General features: G+C 65.2%; 15 protein-coding genes. 4 read left to right on the top strand and 11 right to left on the bottom strand.

The window, feature by feature from the left end; translation table 11 throughout:
- Window positions 1-11: 11 nt before the first annotated feature.
- The 8 genes from ACQR1H_RS00765 to ACQR1H_RS00730 all read right to left on the bottom strand — a co-directional run bounded on the left by ACQR1H_RS00765 (window position 12) and on the right by ACQR1H_RS00730 (window position 7,145).
- Window positions 12-512 (bottom strand): FixH family protein, encoded by a 501-nt coding sequence (locus ACQR1H_RS00765; protein WP_434898323.1) that lies wholly within the window; start codon window positions 510-512, stop codon window positions 12-14.
- Window positions 513-529: 17 nt separating this feature from the next.
- Window positions 530-2,011 carry a cytochrome c oxidase accessory protein CcoG gene (ccoG, locus tag ACQR1H_RS00760; RefSeq protein WP_316183543.1) on the bottom strand — a complete coding sequence of 494 codons (1,482 nt, stop codon included), beginning with the start codon at window positions 2,009-2,011 and terminating at the stop codon, window positions 530-532.
- A 111-nt stretch (window positions 2,012-2,122) separates the two neighbouring features.
- Entirely contained in the window at window positions 2,123-2,995 is an 873-nt protein-coding gene (gene ccoP, locus ACQR1H_RS00755; RefSeq protein WP_315802498.1) for a cytochrome-c oxidase, cbb3-type subunit III, read from the bottom strand.
- Between the two features lie 6 nt (window positions 2,996-3,001).
- Window positions 3,002-3,166: a cbb3-type cytochrome oxidase subunit 3 gene (locus tag ACQR1H_RS00750; protein WP_315802497.1), complete on the bottom strand. Its 165-nt coding sequence runs from the start codon at window positions 3,164-3,166 to the stop codon at window positions 3,002-3,004.
- A gap of 18 nt (window positions 3,167-3,184) precedes the next feature.
- Entirely contained in the window at window positions 3,185-3,919 is a 735-nt protein-coding gene (ccoO, locus tag ACQR1H_RS00745; RefSeq protein WP_434839716.1) for a cytochrome-c oxidase, cbb3-type subunit II, read from the bottom strand.
- An 11-nt stretch (window positions 3,920-3,930) separates the two neighbouring features.
- Window positions 3,931-5,577: a cytochrome-c oxidase, cbb3-type subunit I gene (ccoN, locus tag ACQR1H_RS00740; RefSeq protein WP_315802495.1), complete on the bottom strand. Its 1,647-nt coding sequence runs from the start codon at window positions 5,575-5,577 to the stop codon at window positions 3,931-3,933.
- A 271-nt stretch (window positions 5,578-5,848) separates the two neighbouring features.
- The gene (locus ACQR1H_RS00735; RefSeq protein ID WP_315802494.1) at window positions 5,849-6,274 is read right to left on the bottom strand and encodes a CBS domain-containing protein; all 426 of its coding nucleotides are present in this window, start codon (window positions 6,272-6,274) and stop codon (window positions 5,849-5,851) included.
- 37 nt (window positions 6,275-6,311) lie between these two features.
- Window positions 6,312-7,145, bottom strand: a complete 834-nt coding sequence (locus ACQR1H_RS00730) for a universal stress protein (protein WP_434906971.1) — start codon at window positions 7,143-7,145, stop codon at window positions 6,312-6,314.
- A gap of 271 nt (window positions 7,146-7,416) precedes the next feature.
- On the opposite strand from ACQR1H_RS00730, the gene fixL reads away from it, so the two are divergent.
- The 4 genes from fixL (at window position 7,417) to ACQR1H_RS00710 (ending at window position 10,852) form a co-directional block, all read left to right on the top strand.
- A complete protein-coding gene (fixL, locus tag ACQR1H_RS00725) occupies window positions 7,417-8,940 on the top strand; it encodes a sensor protein FixL (RefSeq protein ID WP_434873663.1) in 1,524 nt (507 codons plus the stop codon).
- On the top strand, window positions 8,933-9,550 hold the full coding sequence (gene fixJ / locus ACQR1H_RS00720) for a response regulator FixJ (protein ID WP_315802492.1): 618 nt from the start codon (window positions 8,933-8,935) through the stop codon (window positions 9,548-9,550). The genes fixL and fixJ overlap by 8 nt, the downstream gene beginning before the upstream one ends.
- Before the next feature lie 77 nt (window positions 9,551-9,627).
- Window positions 9,628-10,032, top strand: coding sequence for a response regulator (locus ACQR1H_RS00715; RefSeq protein ID WP_316183541.1), 405 nt, complete (start codon window positions 9,628-9,630; stop codon window positions 10,030-10,032).
- A gap of 112 nt (window positions 10,033-10,144) precedes the next feature.
- On the top strand, window positions 10,145-10,852 hold the full coding sequence (locus tag ACQR1H_RS00710; RefSeq protein WP_315802551.1) for a helix-turn-helix domain-containing protein: 708 nt from the start codon (window positions 10,145-10,147) through the stop codon (window positions 10,850-10,852).
- Window positions 10,853-10,866: 14 nt separating this feature from the next.
- Here ACQR1H_RS00710 and ACQR1H_RS00705 read toward each other — a convergent pair whose 3' ends face one another.
- The 3 genes from ACQR1H_RS00705 to ACQR1H_RS00695 all read right to left on the bottom strand — a co-directional run bounded on the left by ACQR1H_RS00705 (window position 10,867) and on the right by ACQR1H_RS00695 (window position 14,997).
- On the bottom strand, window positions 10,867-12,192 hold the full coding sequence (locus ACQR1H_RS00705; protein WP_434839720.1) for an MFS transporter: 1,326 nt from the start codon (window positions 12,190-12,192) through the stop codon (window positions 10,867-10,869).
- A gap of 97 nt (window positions 12,193-12,289) precedes the next feature.
- A complete protein-coding gene (locus ACQR1H_RS00700; RefSeq protein ID WP_316183539.1) occupies window positions 12,290-12,748 on the bottom strand; it encodes a PRC-barrel domain-containing protein in 459 nt (152 codons plus the stop codon).
- A 47-nt stretch (window positions 12,749-12,795) separates the two neighbouring features.
- Window positions 12,796-14,997 (bottom strand): amylo-alpha-1,6-glucosidase, encoded by a 2,202-nt coding sequence (locus ACQR1H_RS00695; RefSeq protein WP_316183538.1) that lies wholly within the window; start codon window positions 14,995-14,997, stop codon window positions 12,796-12,798.
- Window positions 14,998-15,001: the final 4 nt, after the last annotated feature.

The raw sequence follows: 15,001 nt of genomic DNA, 5'->3' as shown, positions 1-15,001 counted from the left end.
TCGGACGTCCTTCAGTTCAGCAGCACGCGGTTCTTCGATAGGAACAGGCGGCGGCCGCTGGAATCGCCTTCGAGCACGAGGTCCCACTGGCCCGGCGCGATCGCCTCCGCGGTGCCGCGATAGATGCCGCCGCCGATCTCGGCCAGCGCGACCTCCTGGTCGGCGCGCTTGTCGGCCGGACGCTCGAGCCGGCCCTGGAAGGTCAGGCCAGACAGCGGATTGCCGCTCGCATCGCGTGCGTTGACCTGCACCACCGCCGCGCCGCCTGCGCCGCGCTCGATATGCGCCTCGACCTGCCAGCGCCGCGCCTCCTGGGCGCGCGCCGCCGCGATCTCGTTCTCGTAGCCGAGGCTGGCGCTGTAGGCGCTGTCGACCTCGGTGCCTGGCAGGGTCGAGATCGCCACCGTCATCATGTAGACGTTGACGCCGATCACCGTCCCGAAGAAGGCGAGAAGCATCGCGAGCACCATGCCTCCGGTCAGCTGGAAGGAAGGATTGGAACGGCTGGCCATTGACGGGCTCCCTTGCTCTACGGGCTGACGAAATTGTCGGTGGCGGAGGCGACGACGCCGAGACCGATATCCGTCACATGGAACTTCACCGGAATCGACTTCTCGGGATTGCTCTCTTCGGGCGCGGTCACCAGCAGGCGCAGCTCCTCGGTCTGGTCGCGTCCGATCACGATCATCGGCCGGTCCGGGGTCACGGAATCGGCGCCGACGACGTGGACGGCGGCGTTGGCCGGCCCTTCGATGTCGATGGCGATGACGCGATCGAAGCCGTGCTTGTTGAGGACGCGCACCGTATAGGCATTGCGGATCGAGCCGTCGGACAGCTTGATCGCGATCGGGTTGCGGTCGTGCAGCACGTTGACCTCGAGCAGCGACCGGGTCGCGAGCTTGTAGACCATGGCACCGCCGACCACGGCGATGATCGCGGCATAGACAATGGTCCGCGGGCGCACGAGCTTGTAGATCGGCGGCTTGCCTTCCTGTCGGCGATGAATGTTGATGTCGTTGTCATAGCCGATCAGCCGCGTCGGGCGGCCGATCTTGGTCATGACGGTATCGCAGGCGTCGATGCAGAGGCCGCACTGGATGCAGTCCATCTGGGCGCCGTCGCGGATGTCGATGCCGGTCGGGCACACCGCCACGCATTGCTTGCAATCGATGCAATCGCCGGCAGGCTGGCCGAGCGCGCGCAATTCGGCGGCCTTCTTGACCGACATGCGGCTCTCGCCGCGGTCATAGCGGTAGGTGACGTTGAGCGCCCATTCATCGGTCAGCGCCGCCTGGATGCGCGGCCACGGGCACATATAAACGCAGACCTGCTCGCGCATGAAGCCGGCGAGCGTGTAGGTCGTCGCGGTCAGGATCGCGATCCAGACATAGGCGAGCATCGGCCCCTGGAAGGTGACGAGATCCTTCACGAGCGTCGGCGCATCGCTGAAATACAGCACCCAGGCGCCGCCGGTCCACCACGCGATCATCAGCCAGATCGAATGCTTGAGCACGAGCTCCGAAATCCGCTCCAGCTTCATCGGGTCGCCGGAGGCATCCTTCTTCATGCGCTCCCGGCGGTCGCCCTCGATCAGGCGCTCGACGGCATAGAACAGGTCGGTCCACACTGTCTGCGGGCACAGATAGCCGCACCAGATGCGGCCGCCGATCGCGTTCATCAGGAACAGGCCGATGGCGGCGATGATCAGGAGGCCGGTGAAGTAGTACACCTCCTGCGGCCACAGCTCGATGAAGAAGAAATAGAAGCGGTGGTTCGGGAAGTCGATCAGCACCGCCTGGTCGGGCGCGCCGAGGCCGCGATTCCAGCGCACGAACGGCAGGAAATAATAGACGCCGAGACAGAAGCCCATCAGGCCCCATTTGATCCGGCGGAAAGTGCCCGAGACGCTCTGCGGATAGACCTTCTTGTGCGCAGCATAGAGCGGACCGTAATCGTCCACCTGTTGCAGATCTTGGGGCTGCAGGTCGTCCGGTTTTACCGTCTGGTTCATGGCTGGCGGATCATGGCTGGGGTCTTCTCGCAGTTGCGGCCGAAGGTATGTCCACCTCCGGCCGCTCAGTTGATCCAGCTCAATTGAAGGGAAAGTTCCGTTGGATTTCCGTTACTTTCCGCCGCCCAGCGAGTGGACATAGACCGCCATCGCCTTGATCGTGGTCGGGTCGAGACGGCCCTCCCAGGCCGGCATGACACCGGCGCGACCGTTGGTGATGGTCTCGATCAAGGTCGCCTCGTCGGAGCCGTACAGCCAGATCTTGTCCGTGAGGTTCGGCGCGCCGAGCTCCGGATTGCCCTTGGCGTTGTCGCCATGGCAGGCCGCGCAGTTCTCGGCGAAGATCTTGGCGCCGGCCTTGGCGTCATAGCCCGGCCGGGTCGGCAGGCCCGCCAGCTCGCGGACGTAGTTGGCGACCGTGATGATTTCCGCCGGCTTCAGGACACCGTCCTTGCCGAAGGCGAGCATCTGGCCCTCGCGGGTCTTCGGGTGCCCCGAGCGCACGCCGTACAGCAGGGTCTGCTGGATCTGCTCCAGCGAGCCGCCCCACAGCCAGTCGTCGTCGTTCAGGTTCGGGAAGCCCTTCGCACCGGCCGCGCCGGTACCGTGGCAGGCGGCGCAGTTGTCGCCGAACACGGTCTTGCCCTTGGCACGCGCCAGGGCAAGCATCGCCGGATCCTTCTCGATGTCGGCGAGCGAGGCCGTCGCGAGCGCGGCCATCTTGGCGCCGCGGATCTTCTCGAGATTGGCAAGCTCGACCGCCACGTCCGCACGGGACGAGTAGCCGAACATGCCTTGCGTGTTGCTGGAGATCAGCGGCCAGGCCGGATACACGATCCAGTAGCCGATCGCCCAGACGATGGTGATGTAGAAGGTGATCACCCACCACCGCGGCAGCGGGGTGTTGAGCTCCTTGATGCCGTCCCAGACGTGGCCGGTCGTGGCCGTGCCCGTGACGCTGTCAACTTCGTTGTGGTCAGCCATGATGAATTACTCCTCCCGCAACGGCATGCTCGCCGCCTCGTCGAAAGCGGCCTTGTTGCGAGGCCAGAGGGCATAGGTCACGATCGCGAGGAAAATCGCGACGAAGATCGGGGTCCACAGCGTCGTCACGAGTGACGACGCGATGTTTTCCACTGCAATGATGGGCTTCATGATGCTCGCCTCTCGATCTCAGCGCAAATTGGCTTTTTCGTTGTAGATCTTGAAGTCCACCAGCGTGCCGAGCATCTGCAAGTAGGCCACCAGCGCATCCATTTCAGTCGGCGCACCCGCCTTGCCGTCGAAGTTGCGCACCACCGCCTTCGGATAGCGCTTGACCAGCGCATCCGCGCCGGCACCGTCCGGATCGACCTGCGCCTTGAGGTCGGCGGCGGCGTTGGCGATCTGGTCGTCGGTGTAGGGCACCCCAACCATCCGCAGCGTCTTCAGATGGTCGGCGATGTTGTCCGCGTCGAGCTCGGTCTCCTTCAGGAAGGGATAGCCGGGCATGATCGACTGCGGAACGATGGCGCGCGGGTTGGTCAGATGGGTGACATGCCAATCGTCGGAGTACTTGTTGCCGACGCGGGCGAGGTCAGGCCCCGTGCGCTTGGAGCCCCACTGGAACGGGTGGTCGTACATGCTCTCCGCGGCGAGCGAGAAGTGGCCGTAACGCTCCACTTCGTCGCGCAGCGGACGAATCATCTGCGAGTGGCAGAGATAGCACCCCTCGCGGACATAGATGTTGCGGCCGGCCAGCTCGAGCGGCGTGTAGGGCCTGACGCCGTCGACCGCCTCGATCGTGCTCTTCAAGTAGAAGAGCGGAGTGATCTCGACGAGGCCGCCGATCGCGACCACCAGCAGGATGCCGATGACCAGGATGATCGAGTTCTTCTCGAAGACTTGGTGTCGTTGCCAGAAAGACATGATTGGTTACCTCACTCCGCCGGCTGAAGGGCGACGGGCGACTGAACTTCTTCCTCACCGACACGGACCGTCATCCAGAGATTGTAGGCCATGATCAGCGAGCCGATGACGAACAGTGCACCGCCGGCTGCGCGGATGATGTAGAAGGGATGCATCGCCTCGACGGTCTCGATGAACGAGTACTCGAGGAAGCCGAGCGCCGTGTAGGACCGCCACATCAGACCCTGCAGGATGCCCGAGACCCACATCGCGGAGATGTAGAGCACGATGCCGAGCGTGGCCGTCCAGAAGTGCCAGTTCACGAGCTTGAGGCTGTAGAGACCCTTGCGGTTCCAGATCCACGGCACCATGCAGTACAATGCGCCGAAGGACACGAAGCCGACCCAGCCGAGCGCACCGGAGTGCACGTGACCGATGGTCCAGTCGGTGTAGTGGCTGAGCGAGTTGACAACCTTGATCGACATCATCGGACCTTCGAAGGTCGACATGCCGTAGAAGGCGACCGACACGACCAGCATGCGCAGCACGGGGTCAGTCCGCAGCTTGTCCCATGCGCCCGACAGCGTCATCAGGCCGTTGATCATGCCGCCCCAGGAGGGCATCCACAGCATGATCGAGAAGGTCATGCCGAGGGTCTGCGTCCAGTCCGGCAGCGCCGTGTAGTGCAGGTGGTGCGGGCCGGCCCAGATATAGAGGAAGATCAGCGCCCAGAAGTGGATGATCGACAGCCGGTAGGAATAGACCGGACGCTCCGCCCGCTTCGGGATGAAGTAGTACATGATGGCGAGGAAGCCGGCGGTCAGGAAGAAGCCGACCGCGTTGTGGCCGTACCACCACTGGAACATCGCATCCTGTATGCCGCCCCAGGCGATGTAGGACTTGGAGCCGAACAGCGACACCGGCAGCGACGGATTGTTGCCGAGATGCAGCATCGCGATCGTGACGATGAAGGCAAGGTAGAACCAGTTCGCCACGTAGATGTGCGGCTCCTTGCGCTTGATGACCGTCACCAGGAACACCAGAAGATAGACCACCCAGACGATGGTGAGCCACAGGTCGGAGTACCACTCCGGCTCGGCATATTCCTTCGACTGCGTAACGCCGAGCAGATAGCCCGTGCCGGCGATCACGATGAAGAAGTTGTAGCCCAGCACCACGAACCACGGCGCGAGGTCGCCGGCCAGACGGGTCCGACAGGTCCGCTGCACGACGTAGAACGAGGTCGCGATCAGCACGTTGCCGCCGAAGGCGAAGATGACCGCCGAGGTGTGCAGCGGGCGCAGGCGACCGAAGCTGATCCATTGCAGATCGAAGTTCAGCGCCGGCCATGCCAATTGCGAGGCAATGATGAGACCGACGGTGAAGCCGGCAATGCCCCAGAACATCGCCATGATCGCGCCGAGCTTGATCGGACCGAGATTGTAGTTCGGTCGGCCATTGATCTCCTGCGGCGGCAGCTCGCCGCGCTCGAAGTAGCGGTTGAGGATGAAGAAGACGGACGCCGCGCTGGCGGCAGCCGCGAGCGAGGCGTGGAACGCGAAGGCCGTATCCAGTGCCTTCGCCGCAGCGAAGACGCACAGGAAGGCGGTGACGGCAAAAGTGAGCGACAAGCCACTTTCGCCGATGGTCATGGATTTTGTGGATGAGGACGCGCTCATGCGGAATCTCGCTGAAAGAACACGAGCCCAGCAACCACAATCGTTCACACGTGGAATTGATCGAAATCAACTTTGCGACCGGCTCGCCGTAAAGACTGGGAATGTTGCAGAACCAGCCGGAGGGAACCAGGACCGCGGCAGAGTACGATCCCGGCGATGCATGATCCGATGCACAGAGCCAGAGAGGCCCGCACGCGGCACACGTGCGGGCCTCATCTCCCAGACGTTGGCACAAGGCCTGAGATCAGGTCTTCAGATCAGGTCCTCGCGATCATTCCTTGGCGGCGGCGGCCAGAGCCCTGACGATATCCTCGCGGGCGACGATCCCTACGACCCTGTTGTCGCCGTCGGTCACGGGCAGGCTGCGGATACGATGCTCGACCATCAGTTGCAGCACGCGCGTCAGCTTCGTATCCGGCCTGACATAGATGAACTCGGACGTCATCACGTCGGCGACCGTCCGGTTCATCAGGTCCGTATAGCGCGGCAGCATCTGATTTGGCGTGAAGGCAAAGCATTTCAGCACGTCGAACTTGGTGACGATGCCGATCACCTCGTCGTTCTCGACGACGGGGTAGGTGTTGAAATCGTCGCGGTCGAACATCTCGCCGAGCTCGCGGATCGTCGTCTCCCGGGTCACGGTCGTGACGTTCCGCGTCATGTAGTTGCCGGCGGTTTCCTCGAGAAATCTGTACAAGGCGGCAATCCTGTTCTCGAATGAAGCGGGTCGAATTTCAGTGCGACAGCAGAACGCAACGCTCGCTGCGCGTCATCAGATGCTCGGTGACCCCGCCGAGCACGAGCTCGCGGAATCGGGAATGGCCATAGGCGCCCGCCACGACGAGACCGGCCGAAACATCGGCGGCGACGGCGTCGAGCGTAGCCGCAACGTTGCGCCCCGGCCCCGGTTCCGCGATGCGCGCCGATGCGACGATCTTGTGACGGCCGAGCCATGCGACAACGTCCGCAAGACGCGCCTCGCAGGCGTCATATTCCGAGGTGTTCTCCGGGATCTCGGCGACCACGACGCCGCTCGCCCCGGCGAGCAGCGGCAGGGCATCGGCCAAAGCGCGGCGCGCCTCCGGTGTCTCCTTCCAGGCCACCAGCACGGTCCCGAGATCGAGGCTGCTGACGTTGTCCGGCACCACGAGCAGCGGGCGCCCGGCCTGCATGACAAGATCCTTGGGATTGGCCACCGCGAACGCATCGGACACCCCGGGCGGCACGCCGCCGGTGACGAGAATGTCGGCGGCACGGGCCTGCGCCAGCACGTAGCGCGCGGGGAAATCCACGGCGCTGCGCCAGCTCAACGACGCAGCCCGGTCACCCACTGCGGTGCGGAACTCCTGCTCGAGCTCGGCCAGTCGATTCCGCAGCGCGGCCTCACCCTGCTCGATCAGATCCTGCGCCTGCTCGCCGGTCGTGAAGTACAGCGGCGGCGCGAATTCCGCGGCCGCAACGCCGATGACAGCTGCGTCAAAGCGCGCCGCCAGGTCGGCCGCGACCCGAAGGCGGGCCTCATTCGGCTGACTGAGCGCAAGGCTCACCATGACAGTCGCGAACGTCATCCCGCCTCTCCAAACATTGCTTCCATGCAACTCTTAGAGGTGAAATCGCCTGCCGTGATGAGATAGATCAAGGTGCGGCGCGGGAGCATGGACGGCAGGACACCGTTGCAACCCGACCCAGGATCGGAGAAAGCCTTGAATTGTCGAACCAAAGTTTAAGTCGGCCCGGGTTGCAACGGCGCAATCTGGTATAAGATACCGCGGTGGTCGGCCTCCCGGCTGCGGCGGTAACGGCGAATCGGATAACGGCGAATCGATCAAAGGCTTCGAATTGCGCGACTTCACCCACCCCTTCCCGGATGCATCCGCCAGGCCCGAGGACGCTCCCGAGGACGCTCGGAGGCTGGGCTTCGGCGCGTGGGATCTCGATCTGGCCTCGGGCGAGTTCTACTGGTCGGTGACGACGCGGAAGCTGTTCGGCGTGGCGGCCGATCAGCCGGTGACCTACGGCTCCTTCCTGGCGCTGCTCGCGCCCGAGGATCGCGCGCCGGTCGAGGCGGCGATCGAGGATTCGCGCCATCGGAGCACCGGATTCGACATGTCGTTCAAGGTGTCCGGCGGCGGGCACTGGATTCGCGTGCTCGCCGGCGTGGTCGCCGACGAGGCCGGCACGCCGCATCATCTGCGCGGCATCGCCCTCGACATCGACCAGGAGAAGCGGCTGGAGGAGACGCTGCGGCTGCGCGAGCAGCATTTCCGCTCGATCCTGGACACCGTGCCGGACGCGATGATCGTGATCGACGGCAACGGCACGATCCAGTTCTTCAGCTCCGCGGCGGAGCGGATGTTCGGCCTCACCGAGGCAGAAGCGGTCGGCCTCGACGTCAGCGAATTGATGCCCGAGCCGGACCGCTCGCGCCATGCCGGCTACCTCACCCGCTACCATGCCAGCCGCGAGCGCCGTATCATCGGCATCGGCCGCATCGTGACCGGCCGCCGCCGCGACGGCACGACGTTCCCGATGCATCTGTCGATCGGCGAGATGCAGTCCGGCGGCAAGCCCTATTTCACCGGCTTCGCCCATGATCTCACCGAGCATCAGCAGACCCAGGCACGGCTGCGCGAACTGCAGTCGGAGCTGGTCCACGTGTCGCGCCTCAGCGCCATGGGCGAGATGGCCTCGGCGCTGGCCCATGAGCTGAACCAGCCGCTCGCCGCGATCAGCAATTACATGAAAGGCTCGCGCCGGCTGCTGGCCGGCAGCAGCGATCCGAACACGCCCAAGATCGAGAGCGCGATGGAGCGCGCCGCCGAGCAGGCGATTCGCGCCGGCCAGATCATCCGCCGTCTGCGCGACTTCGTCTCGCGCGGCGAATCGGAGAAGCGGGTCGAGAGCCTGTCGAAGCTGATCGAGGAAGCCGGCGCGCTCGGCCTTTCCGGCGCCCGCGAGCAGAACGTCCAGCTGCGCTTCCAACTCAATCCGGATGCCGATCTCGTGCTCGCCGACCGGGTCCAGATTCAGCAGGTCCTGGTCAATCTGTTCCGCAATGGGCTCGAGGCGATGTCTCATTCCGCACGCCGCGAGCTCAGTGCGACGAATCGCAAGATCAGCGACGACTTGATCGAGGTTGCGGTGTCCGATACCGGAACGGGATTCCACGACGACGTCATGCCCAACCTCTTCAAGACCTTCTTCACCACCAAGGACACCGGAATGGGAGTCGGCCTCTCGATCAGCCGGTCCATCATCGAGGCCCATGGCGGGCGCATGTGGGCCGAGAACAACGAAGCGGGCGGCGCGACGTTCCGCTTCACCCTGCCGGCTGCCCCAACCAAGGTTGAGCACGATGGCTGAACAGGCCAAGGTCTATGTGATCGACGACGACGAGGCGATGCGGGACTCGCTGAACTTCCTGCTCGATTCATCAGGCTTTGACGTCACGCTGTTCGAGAACGCGGAGGTCTTCCTCGGCCGACTGCCGATGCTCCCTTTCGGCTGCGTCGTCTCGGACGTGCGGATGCCCGGCATCGATGGCATCGAGCTGCTCAAGCGCATGAAGGCCGCCGGCAGCAGCTTTCCGATCCTGGTGATGACCGGCCATGGCGATGTGCCGCTCGCGGTCGAAGCGATGAAGCTCGGCGCGATCGATTTTCTGGAGAAGCCGTTCGAGGACGAGCGACTGGTCGCCATGATCGAAACGGCAATCCAGCAGGCCGAGCCAGCCGCGAAGAACGAATCGGTCACGCAGGACATCCTGGCGCGCGTCGCCAGCCTGAGCCCCCGGGAGCGCCAAGTGATGGATGGGCTGATGGCCGGCCTCTCCAACAAGCTGATCGCGCGCGAATACGACATCAGCCCGCGCACCATCGAGGTCTACAGGGCCAACGTGATGACCAAGATGGGAGCGAACAGCCTCTCCGAGCTGGTGCGTCTGGCGATGCGCGCAGGCGCGCTGAAGGATTGAGCTAGATCAAGCTACCTTGACAGAATCGAGTGTTATGTTGTGCCTCGGTTCAACATCACATTCTCGCGGCACGTGCGATGTCGGCTCACACAAAACTCACGGTCTACGTGGCCGACGACGATGCTGATGTCCTCGGCTCGCTGCGCTTTCTGCTGGAGGCCGACGGCTTCGACGTGCGCACGTTTCGCAGCGGCACCGCGCTGCTCAAGGCGTCCGACCATGCGACCGTCGACTGCTTCGTGGTCGACTACAAGATGCCGGAGATCAACGGGGTCGAGCTCGCCGAACGGTTGCGTCAGCAGGGAGCCACCGCTCCGGTGGTGCTGATCACCGGCCATTACGATGACCGGCTTGCGGCGCGTGCGGCGGCCGTCGGAATCCAGGATTTCCTGCTCAAGCCGCTGCTCGACGACAACCTGGTGAAGCGGATCCGCAAGGCGATCGCCAACGACCATTCGGGTACCGCCCAGCGCGTCGTCTGACCCGGCCGGCCTACGTACATCTACGTAAGGGACCCCCCTTAAGATAACGGCCGAAATGTCCTTAACGGGAGCCGCAATGTACCACATCGCCATCCGCCGCAAGGAGATGGTCATGCTCAATCAGTCGATTACCCACCCGGTCGTCACCACCAACGCCCCCCACGCCGTCCCCTCTGCTGTCGTCCCTTCTCCTGCCGCCAATCCCTTTGCCGAGATCACCGGTCATGCCGGGCTGATCGCCAGCGAGTTCTCCTACAAGAAGGACGAGGAGATCTATGGCGAGGACGAGCCGGCCGAGTACGTCTACCAGGTGATCTCCGGCGCCGTTCGCAGCTACAAGCTGCTCTCCGACGGCCGCCGCCAGATCGGCGCCTTCCATCTTCCCGGTGACGTTTTCGGCCTCGAATTCGGCTCGATGCACCGTCTCGCCGCCGAAGCCATCATCGACACCACCGTGCGCCTGGTGAAGCGCCGCAGCCTCGAACAGGCCGCAGGTGTCGACGTCGCGGTCGCCCGCAAGCTCTGGACCATGACGGCCGGCGATCTCCGCCATGCCGAGGACCACATGCTGCTGCTGGGCCGCAAGACCGCGATGGAGCGCGTCGCGACCTTCCTGCTCGAGATGGACCGCCGCCTCGCCGTCGCCGGCATGATGGCGCTGCCGATGTGCCGCCGCGATATCGGCGACTATCTCGGCCTGACCCTGGAGACCGTGTCGCGTGCGCTGTCGCAGTTGCACAGCCAGGGCGTTCTCGGCTTCTCCGGTGCCCGCCAGATCGTGCTGCGCAACCGCCAGCGCCTGCGCAGCATGGACGCCTGAGGCGCCCTGCCCGTTCATGCCCTGCGCACGCGCTGCCCGGTCTCCGGCATCAAGAGCGCGATCAAGAGAAGACCTGTCAGCGCCACGCCTGACAGACCCATGAATGCAGTGGCGCTGCCGTAGCGGTCGCTGGCGAAGCCGGCGACCACGGTGGACAGCGATCCCCCGATCCCGGATGCCGTCCCGACGATTCCCTGCGCCAGATTGAAATGTCCGCTGCCGAAGGCGACGTCGGCCACCGTCAGCGGAATCATGACGGCGAACACGGCCGCCGTGACACCGTCGAAGATCTGCACCGCCACCAGCACGTAGGGATCGTGCACGACCGCGAACAGCGCGCCGCGCGTCGCGAGCGCGGCAAACCCCAGCATCAGCAGCGGCCTGCGGCCCCATTGCTGCGCGACCGCGCCGACCGAAGGCGAGGTCAGCGCCACGATCGCCTGCGGCACCACGATGCAGAACGCGATCAGCATCGGCGCCCACTCGCTCGATTTCGTCGTCACCACGCCGGCCATCAGCGGCAGCATCGCCGCATTGGCGAGCTGCAGCAGGAACACGCCGAGCGCGAAGACGAGCAGCGCGCGCTGGCGCAGCAGGCCGAGCAGGTTCGACAGCCGCGCGACCTCCTTGTCCTCGTGATCGGCCTGGCCGTGCGCCCGCGCGACGTCGATCTCGCGCTCGCGGATGCGCGACAGCGCGATCAGCGTCGGAAAGGCGAGAATGAAGGTGACCAGGAACACGGCGCGGCTGGACAGCAGATAGCCGCAGGTGCCCATCACGGCCGCAGCCACGCCGTTGCCGAGCGACGCGAACCGCGCATTGCGGCCGAGCCGCTCCGCCATGCCGCGCGGCCCGACCAGGCCGAGGCTGATCGCCGCGATCGCAGGTCCGAGCACGCAGCTCGCCGCCGCATGCAGCGTCGCGGCACCCGCGACCACGGGAAAGATCGGCCAAGCGGCATAGGCGAGCGCGCAGCAGCCGATGGTCGCGATGGCCAGACCGGCGACGCGGCGCTCGGACCGGGCCGCATCGATGATCGCGCCGCCCGGCATCTGCCCGATCAGCCCGACGATGCCGCCGATCGACAGCACCAGGCCGATCTGGGCCTGCGTCCATTTCTGCGTCGTCAGATAGACCGCGATGAAGGGACCGAAGCCGGTCTGCACATCGGCCAGGAAGAAGATGAACCAGTCCAGCCCGCGCAGGCTCTGCCGCGACGGCGCAGGTCTCGCAATCGTCGGGCCATGATCCTGCCCTGCATCCGGACGCGCGCCCGCCTCTGCCGCGCCGTCAGGCTCGGGCTCCCGGTCAGGTGATCTCGACGGCCGTGCAATCGGCATGGCTTTCTATTCTCAACTCATGAGGCTGACGGGACAGAACATCCCCCACCGTGTTCCGCTGCACGCGCAGGCCGGACCGGCAATCTCACGCATCAACTCAATGATCGAAATCCCAGGGTGACAGCTTTCCGGACGCGCCGAGCACGACGACGGGCTTGTCCTCCTTGTATTCGGGCGCGGCCTTCACCTGCTCCTTGGTAAGGTCGAGCGTGACCTGGTCGCTCTTCTCCGCGATGTGCTTGAAGTCGAGCGCGGTCCAGTCGACCACGATCTTGCGGCTGCCGACGCCGAGGAAGCCGCCGAAATCGATCACCGCGGCGCGCACCGTCCCGGTGGGATCGACGATGACATCGACGATGTGGCCCATGTCCTCGCCGGTCGAGCTGCGCACGTCGCGGCCGAGCACGCCATGCGCATCGCGCGCGCCGAGGATCGTGACCGAGGGCGGCGGTGCCGGCTCCTTTGCGGGCGCCGCTGCGTCCCTGGCAGTCGGTGTCGGCGACGGCTGCTGCGCATGCCCATCGCCTGCATACGGACCGATCAGCAGCGGCAGCATGACGAGGCAACTGCGAGCAGCCCGGCGAAGAGTGTGTTTCAGCGTCATCATTGCGCCAGCACCAGCGAGACCTGGATCTGACCGCGCCGCCGCAGCACCTCCATCGAGATATCCTCGCCGTGGCGGCGAATGCGCAGGTCGATCGTCGAGCTGCCGAGCCGGAGATCGCGCAGCACAACCCAGTCGAGGAAAGGCGGCAGCCGCGGATTGCGCAGACGGATCTGGCCGCGCTCGGCGTCGAACTCGAGTCCGAGGGCCGCTTCGAGCAAGGTGAACGGCGTCGCGCTGGCCCAGGCCTGCGGCGCGCAGGCCACCGGATAGAGCGTCGGGCCGCGATGCTTCTCCCGCCGGAAGCCGCAGAACAGCTCCGGCAGCCGGCGCAGATCCATGTAGGACGCCGCTTCGAACAGGCCGCCGAACACCTGCTCAACCGCATGCTTGAGGCCATAGCGCGACAGGCCGAGCGCAATCAGCGCGTTGTCATGCGGCCAGATCGATCCGTCGTGATAGGACATCGGATTGTAGCGCGCTTCGCCGCACGCCACGGTGCGGATGCCCCAGCCCGAGAAGAAATGCGGCCGCAGCAGGTCAGCGGCGAGCTTGCGGGCGCGGTCCTCGCGCACCATGCCGCTGAACAGGAGCTGCCCCGCGTTGGACGTCCGCACCCGGCACGGCTGCTTGTGGCCGTCGAGCGCCAGCGCATAGGTGTTCAGATCCTCGCACCAGAAGGCGTCCTCGAACCGTTCCGCGAGACGGGCGGCCTCGGCCTGGAGCCGGTCCGCCATCTCGGCCTTGCCGAGCCGACGGGCGCAACGCGCCGCCAGCTGCTTGCCGGCAAAGACATAGCCCTGCACCTCCGCAAGCGCGATGTAACCTTCCGCGAGGCGGCCGTCGGCATGGAACACCGCGTCGTAGGAATCCTTCCAGCCCTGGTTGGCGAGGCCCTGCTCGGAGGCGCGCTGATATTCGACGAAGCCGTCGCGATCGGGATCGCCGGGTCCGTCGATCCAGCGCAACGCCAGCTCGATCGCCGGCCAAAGCTCGCGCAGGGTGTCGATGTCGCCGGTGCGCTCGATGTAGAGGCCGGCGAGCAGCACGAACAGCGGGGTGGAGTCGACGCTGCCGTAGTAGCAGGCGAACGGCACCTCGCGCAGCGCCGCCATCTCGCCGCCGCGCATCTCGTGCAGGATCTTGCCGGGCTCGGCATCGGCCAGCGGATCGGTCGTGCGCGCCTGATGCACGGCGAGCCGGCGCAGCACGCCGCGGGCGATGCGCGGATCGACCCACAGCATCTGCATCGCCGTGATCAGCCCGTCGCGGCCGAACGTCGTCGAGTACCAGGGAATGCCGGCATAGGGATAACGTCCTTCCGGCGTGTCGGTCATCAGGATGTTGAGGTCGGCCGCCGCCTGGCACAGCACCTCGTTGAGGATGTCGTTGGAGGTCTCGATGGTGGTGGCGCCGTGCGTGCAGCGGCGCATCTCGCGCCGATGGGCGAGCAGGCTCCGAAAGAAGCGCCCCGGCCGCTCGCCGGCCTTGGCGTTGCACATCACGGCCACGAACAGGGACGCAGATTCCTGCGGCGCAAGATCGAAATGATAGGTCGCGACATTGGTGGTGAGACTGGTCGGACGCGGATCGAAGCTCATATCCGTGGTGCGTGTGACATTGTCCAGCCCACGATAGTGAAGCACGACCTCGCCTGGATCGACCAGCCGGCTCGAGCCGACCCCGCGGCGGGGCCGCACCGAGCCCCGCACCTCGAACAGGTCGGCGAAATCGTTGTCGAACGTGAGCTTGAGATCGAAGCTGGCGTGGCGATCACCATGGTTCTGCAGCCCGATGCGCTGATAGGCCGTGCCATGCCAGAGAAAGATCGTCCGCACGATGTGCAGCATGTCCTTCGGCAGCACCAGGCGGCCCTGGCTGTAGATGTCGGGATTGGTGAGATCGACGGTCAGCGCGGAGTTGTCGTCACGCAGGCTCGAGCCGAGCAGCAGGGGCTGAACGTCGTCCAGCGTCAATTCGAGGCGCGCGAGATAGCGCGTATCGGCGTTGAAGAGACCGTCCGGTCCGCCGGCCGAGGCGCCGATGTCGCCATGGCCGTCGAGGACGATGAACGTATCGTCATGCTTGAGCGAGCGCCGCGGCCGTGCCGCCGGCCCCGTCATGGGAATGTAGAACGGCTGCTCGGCAGGCTCGTCCGTCCGGGTGATCAACGACAGTGTGCTTGCGACTTCGGCGGACATGTTG

This window comes from Bradyrhizobium sp. HKCCYLRH2015 (assembly GCF_051168215.1).
Taxonomy (GTDB): Bacteria; Pseudomonadota; Alphaproteobacteria; order Rhizobiales; family Xanthobacteraceae; genus Bradyrhizobium.
This window is presented reverse-complemented; position numbering and strand designations above follow the sequence as displayed.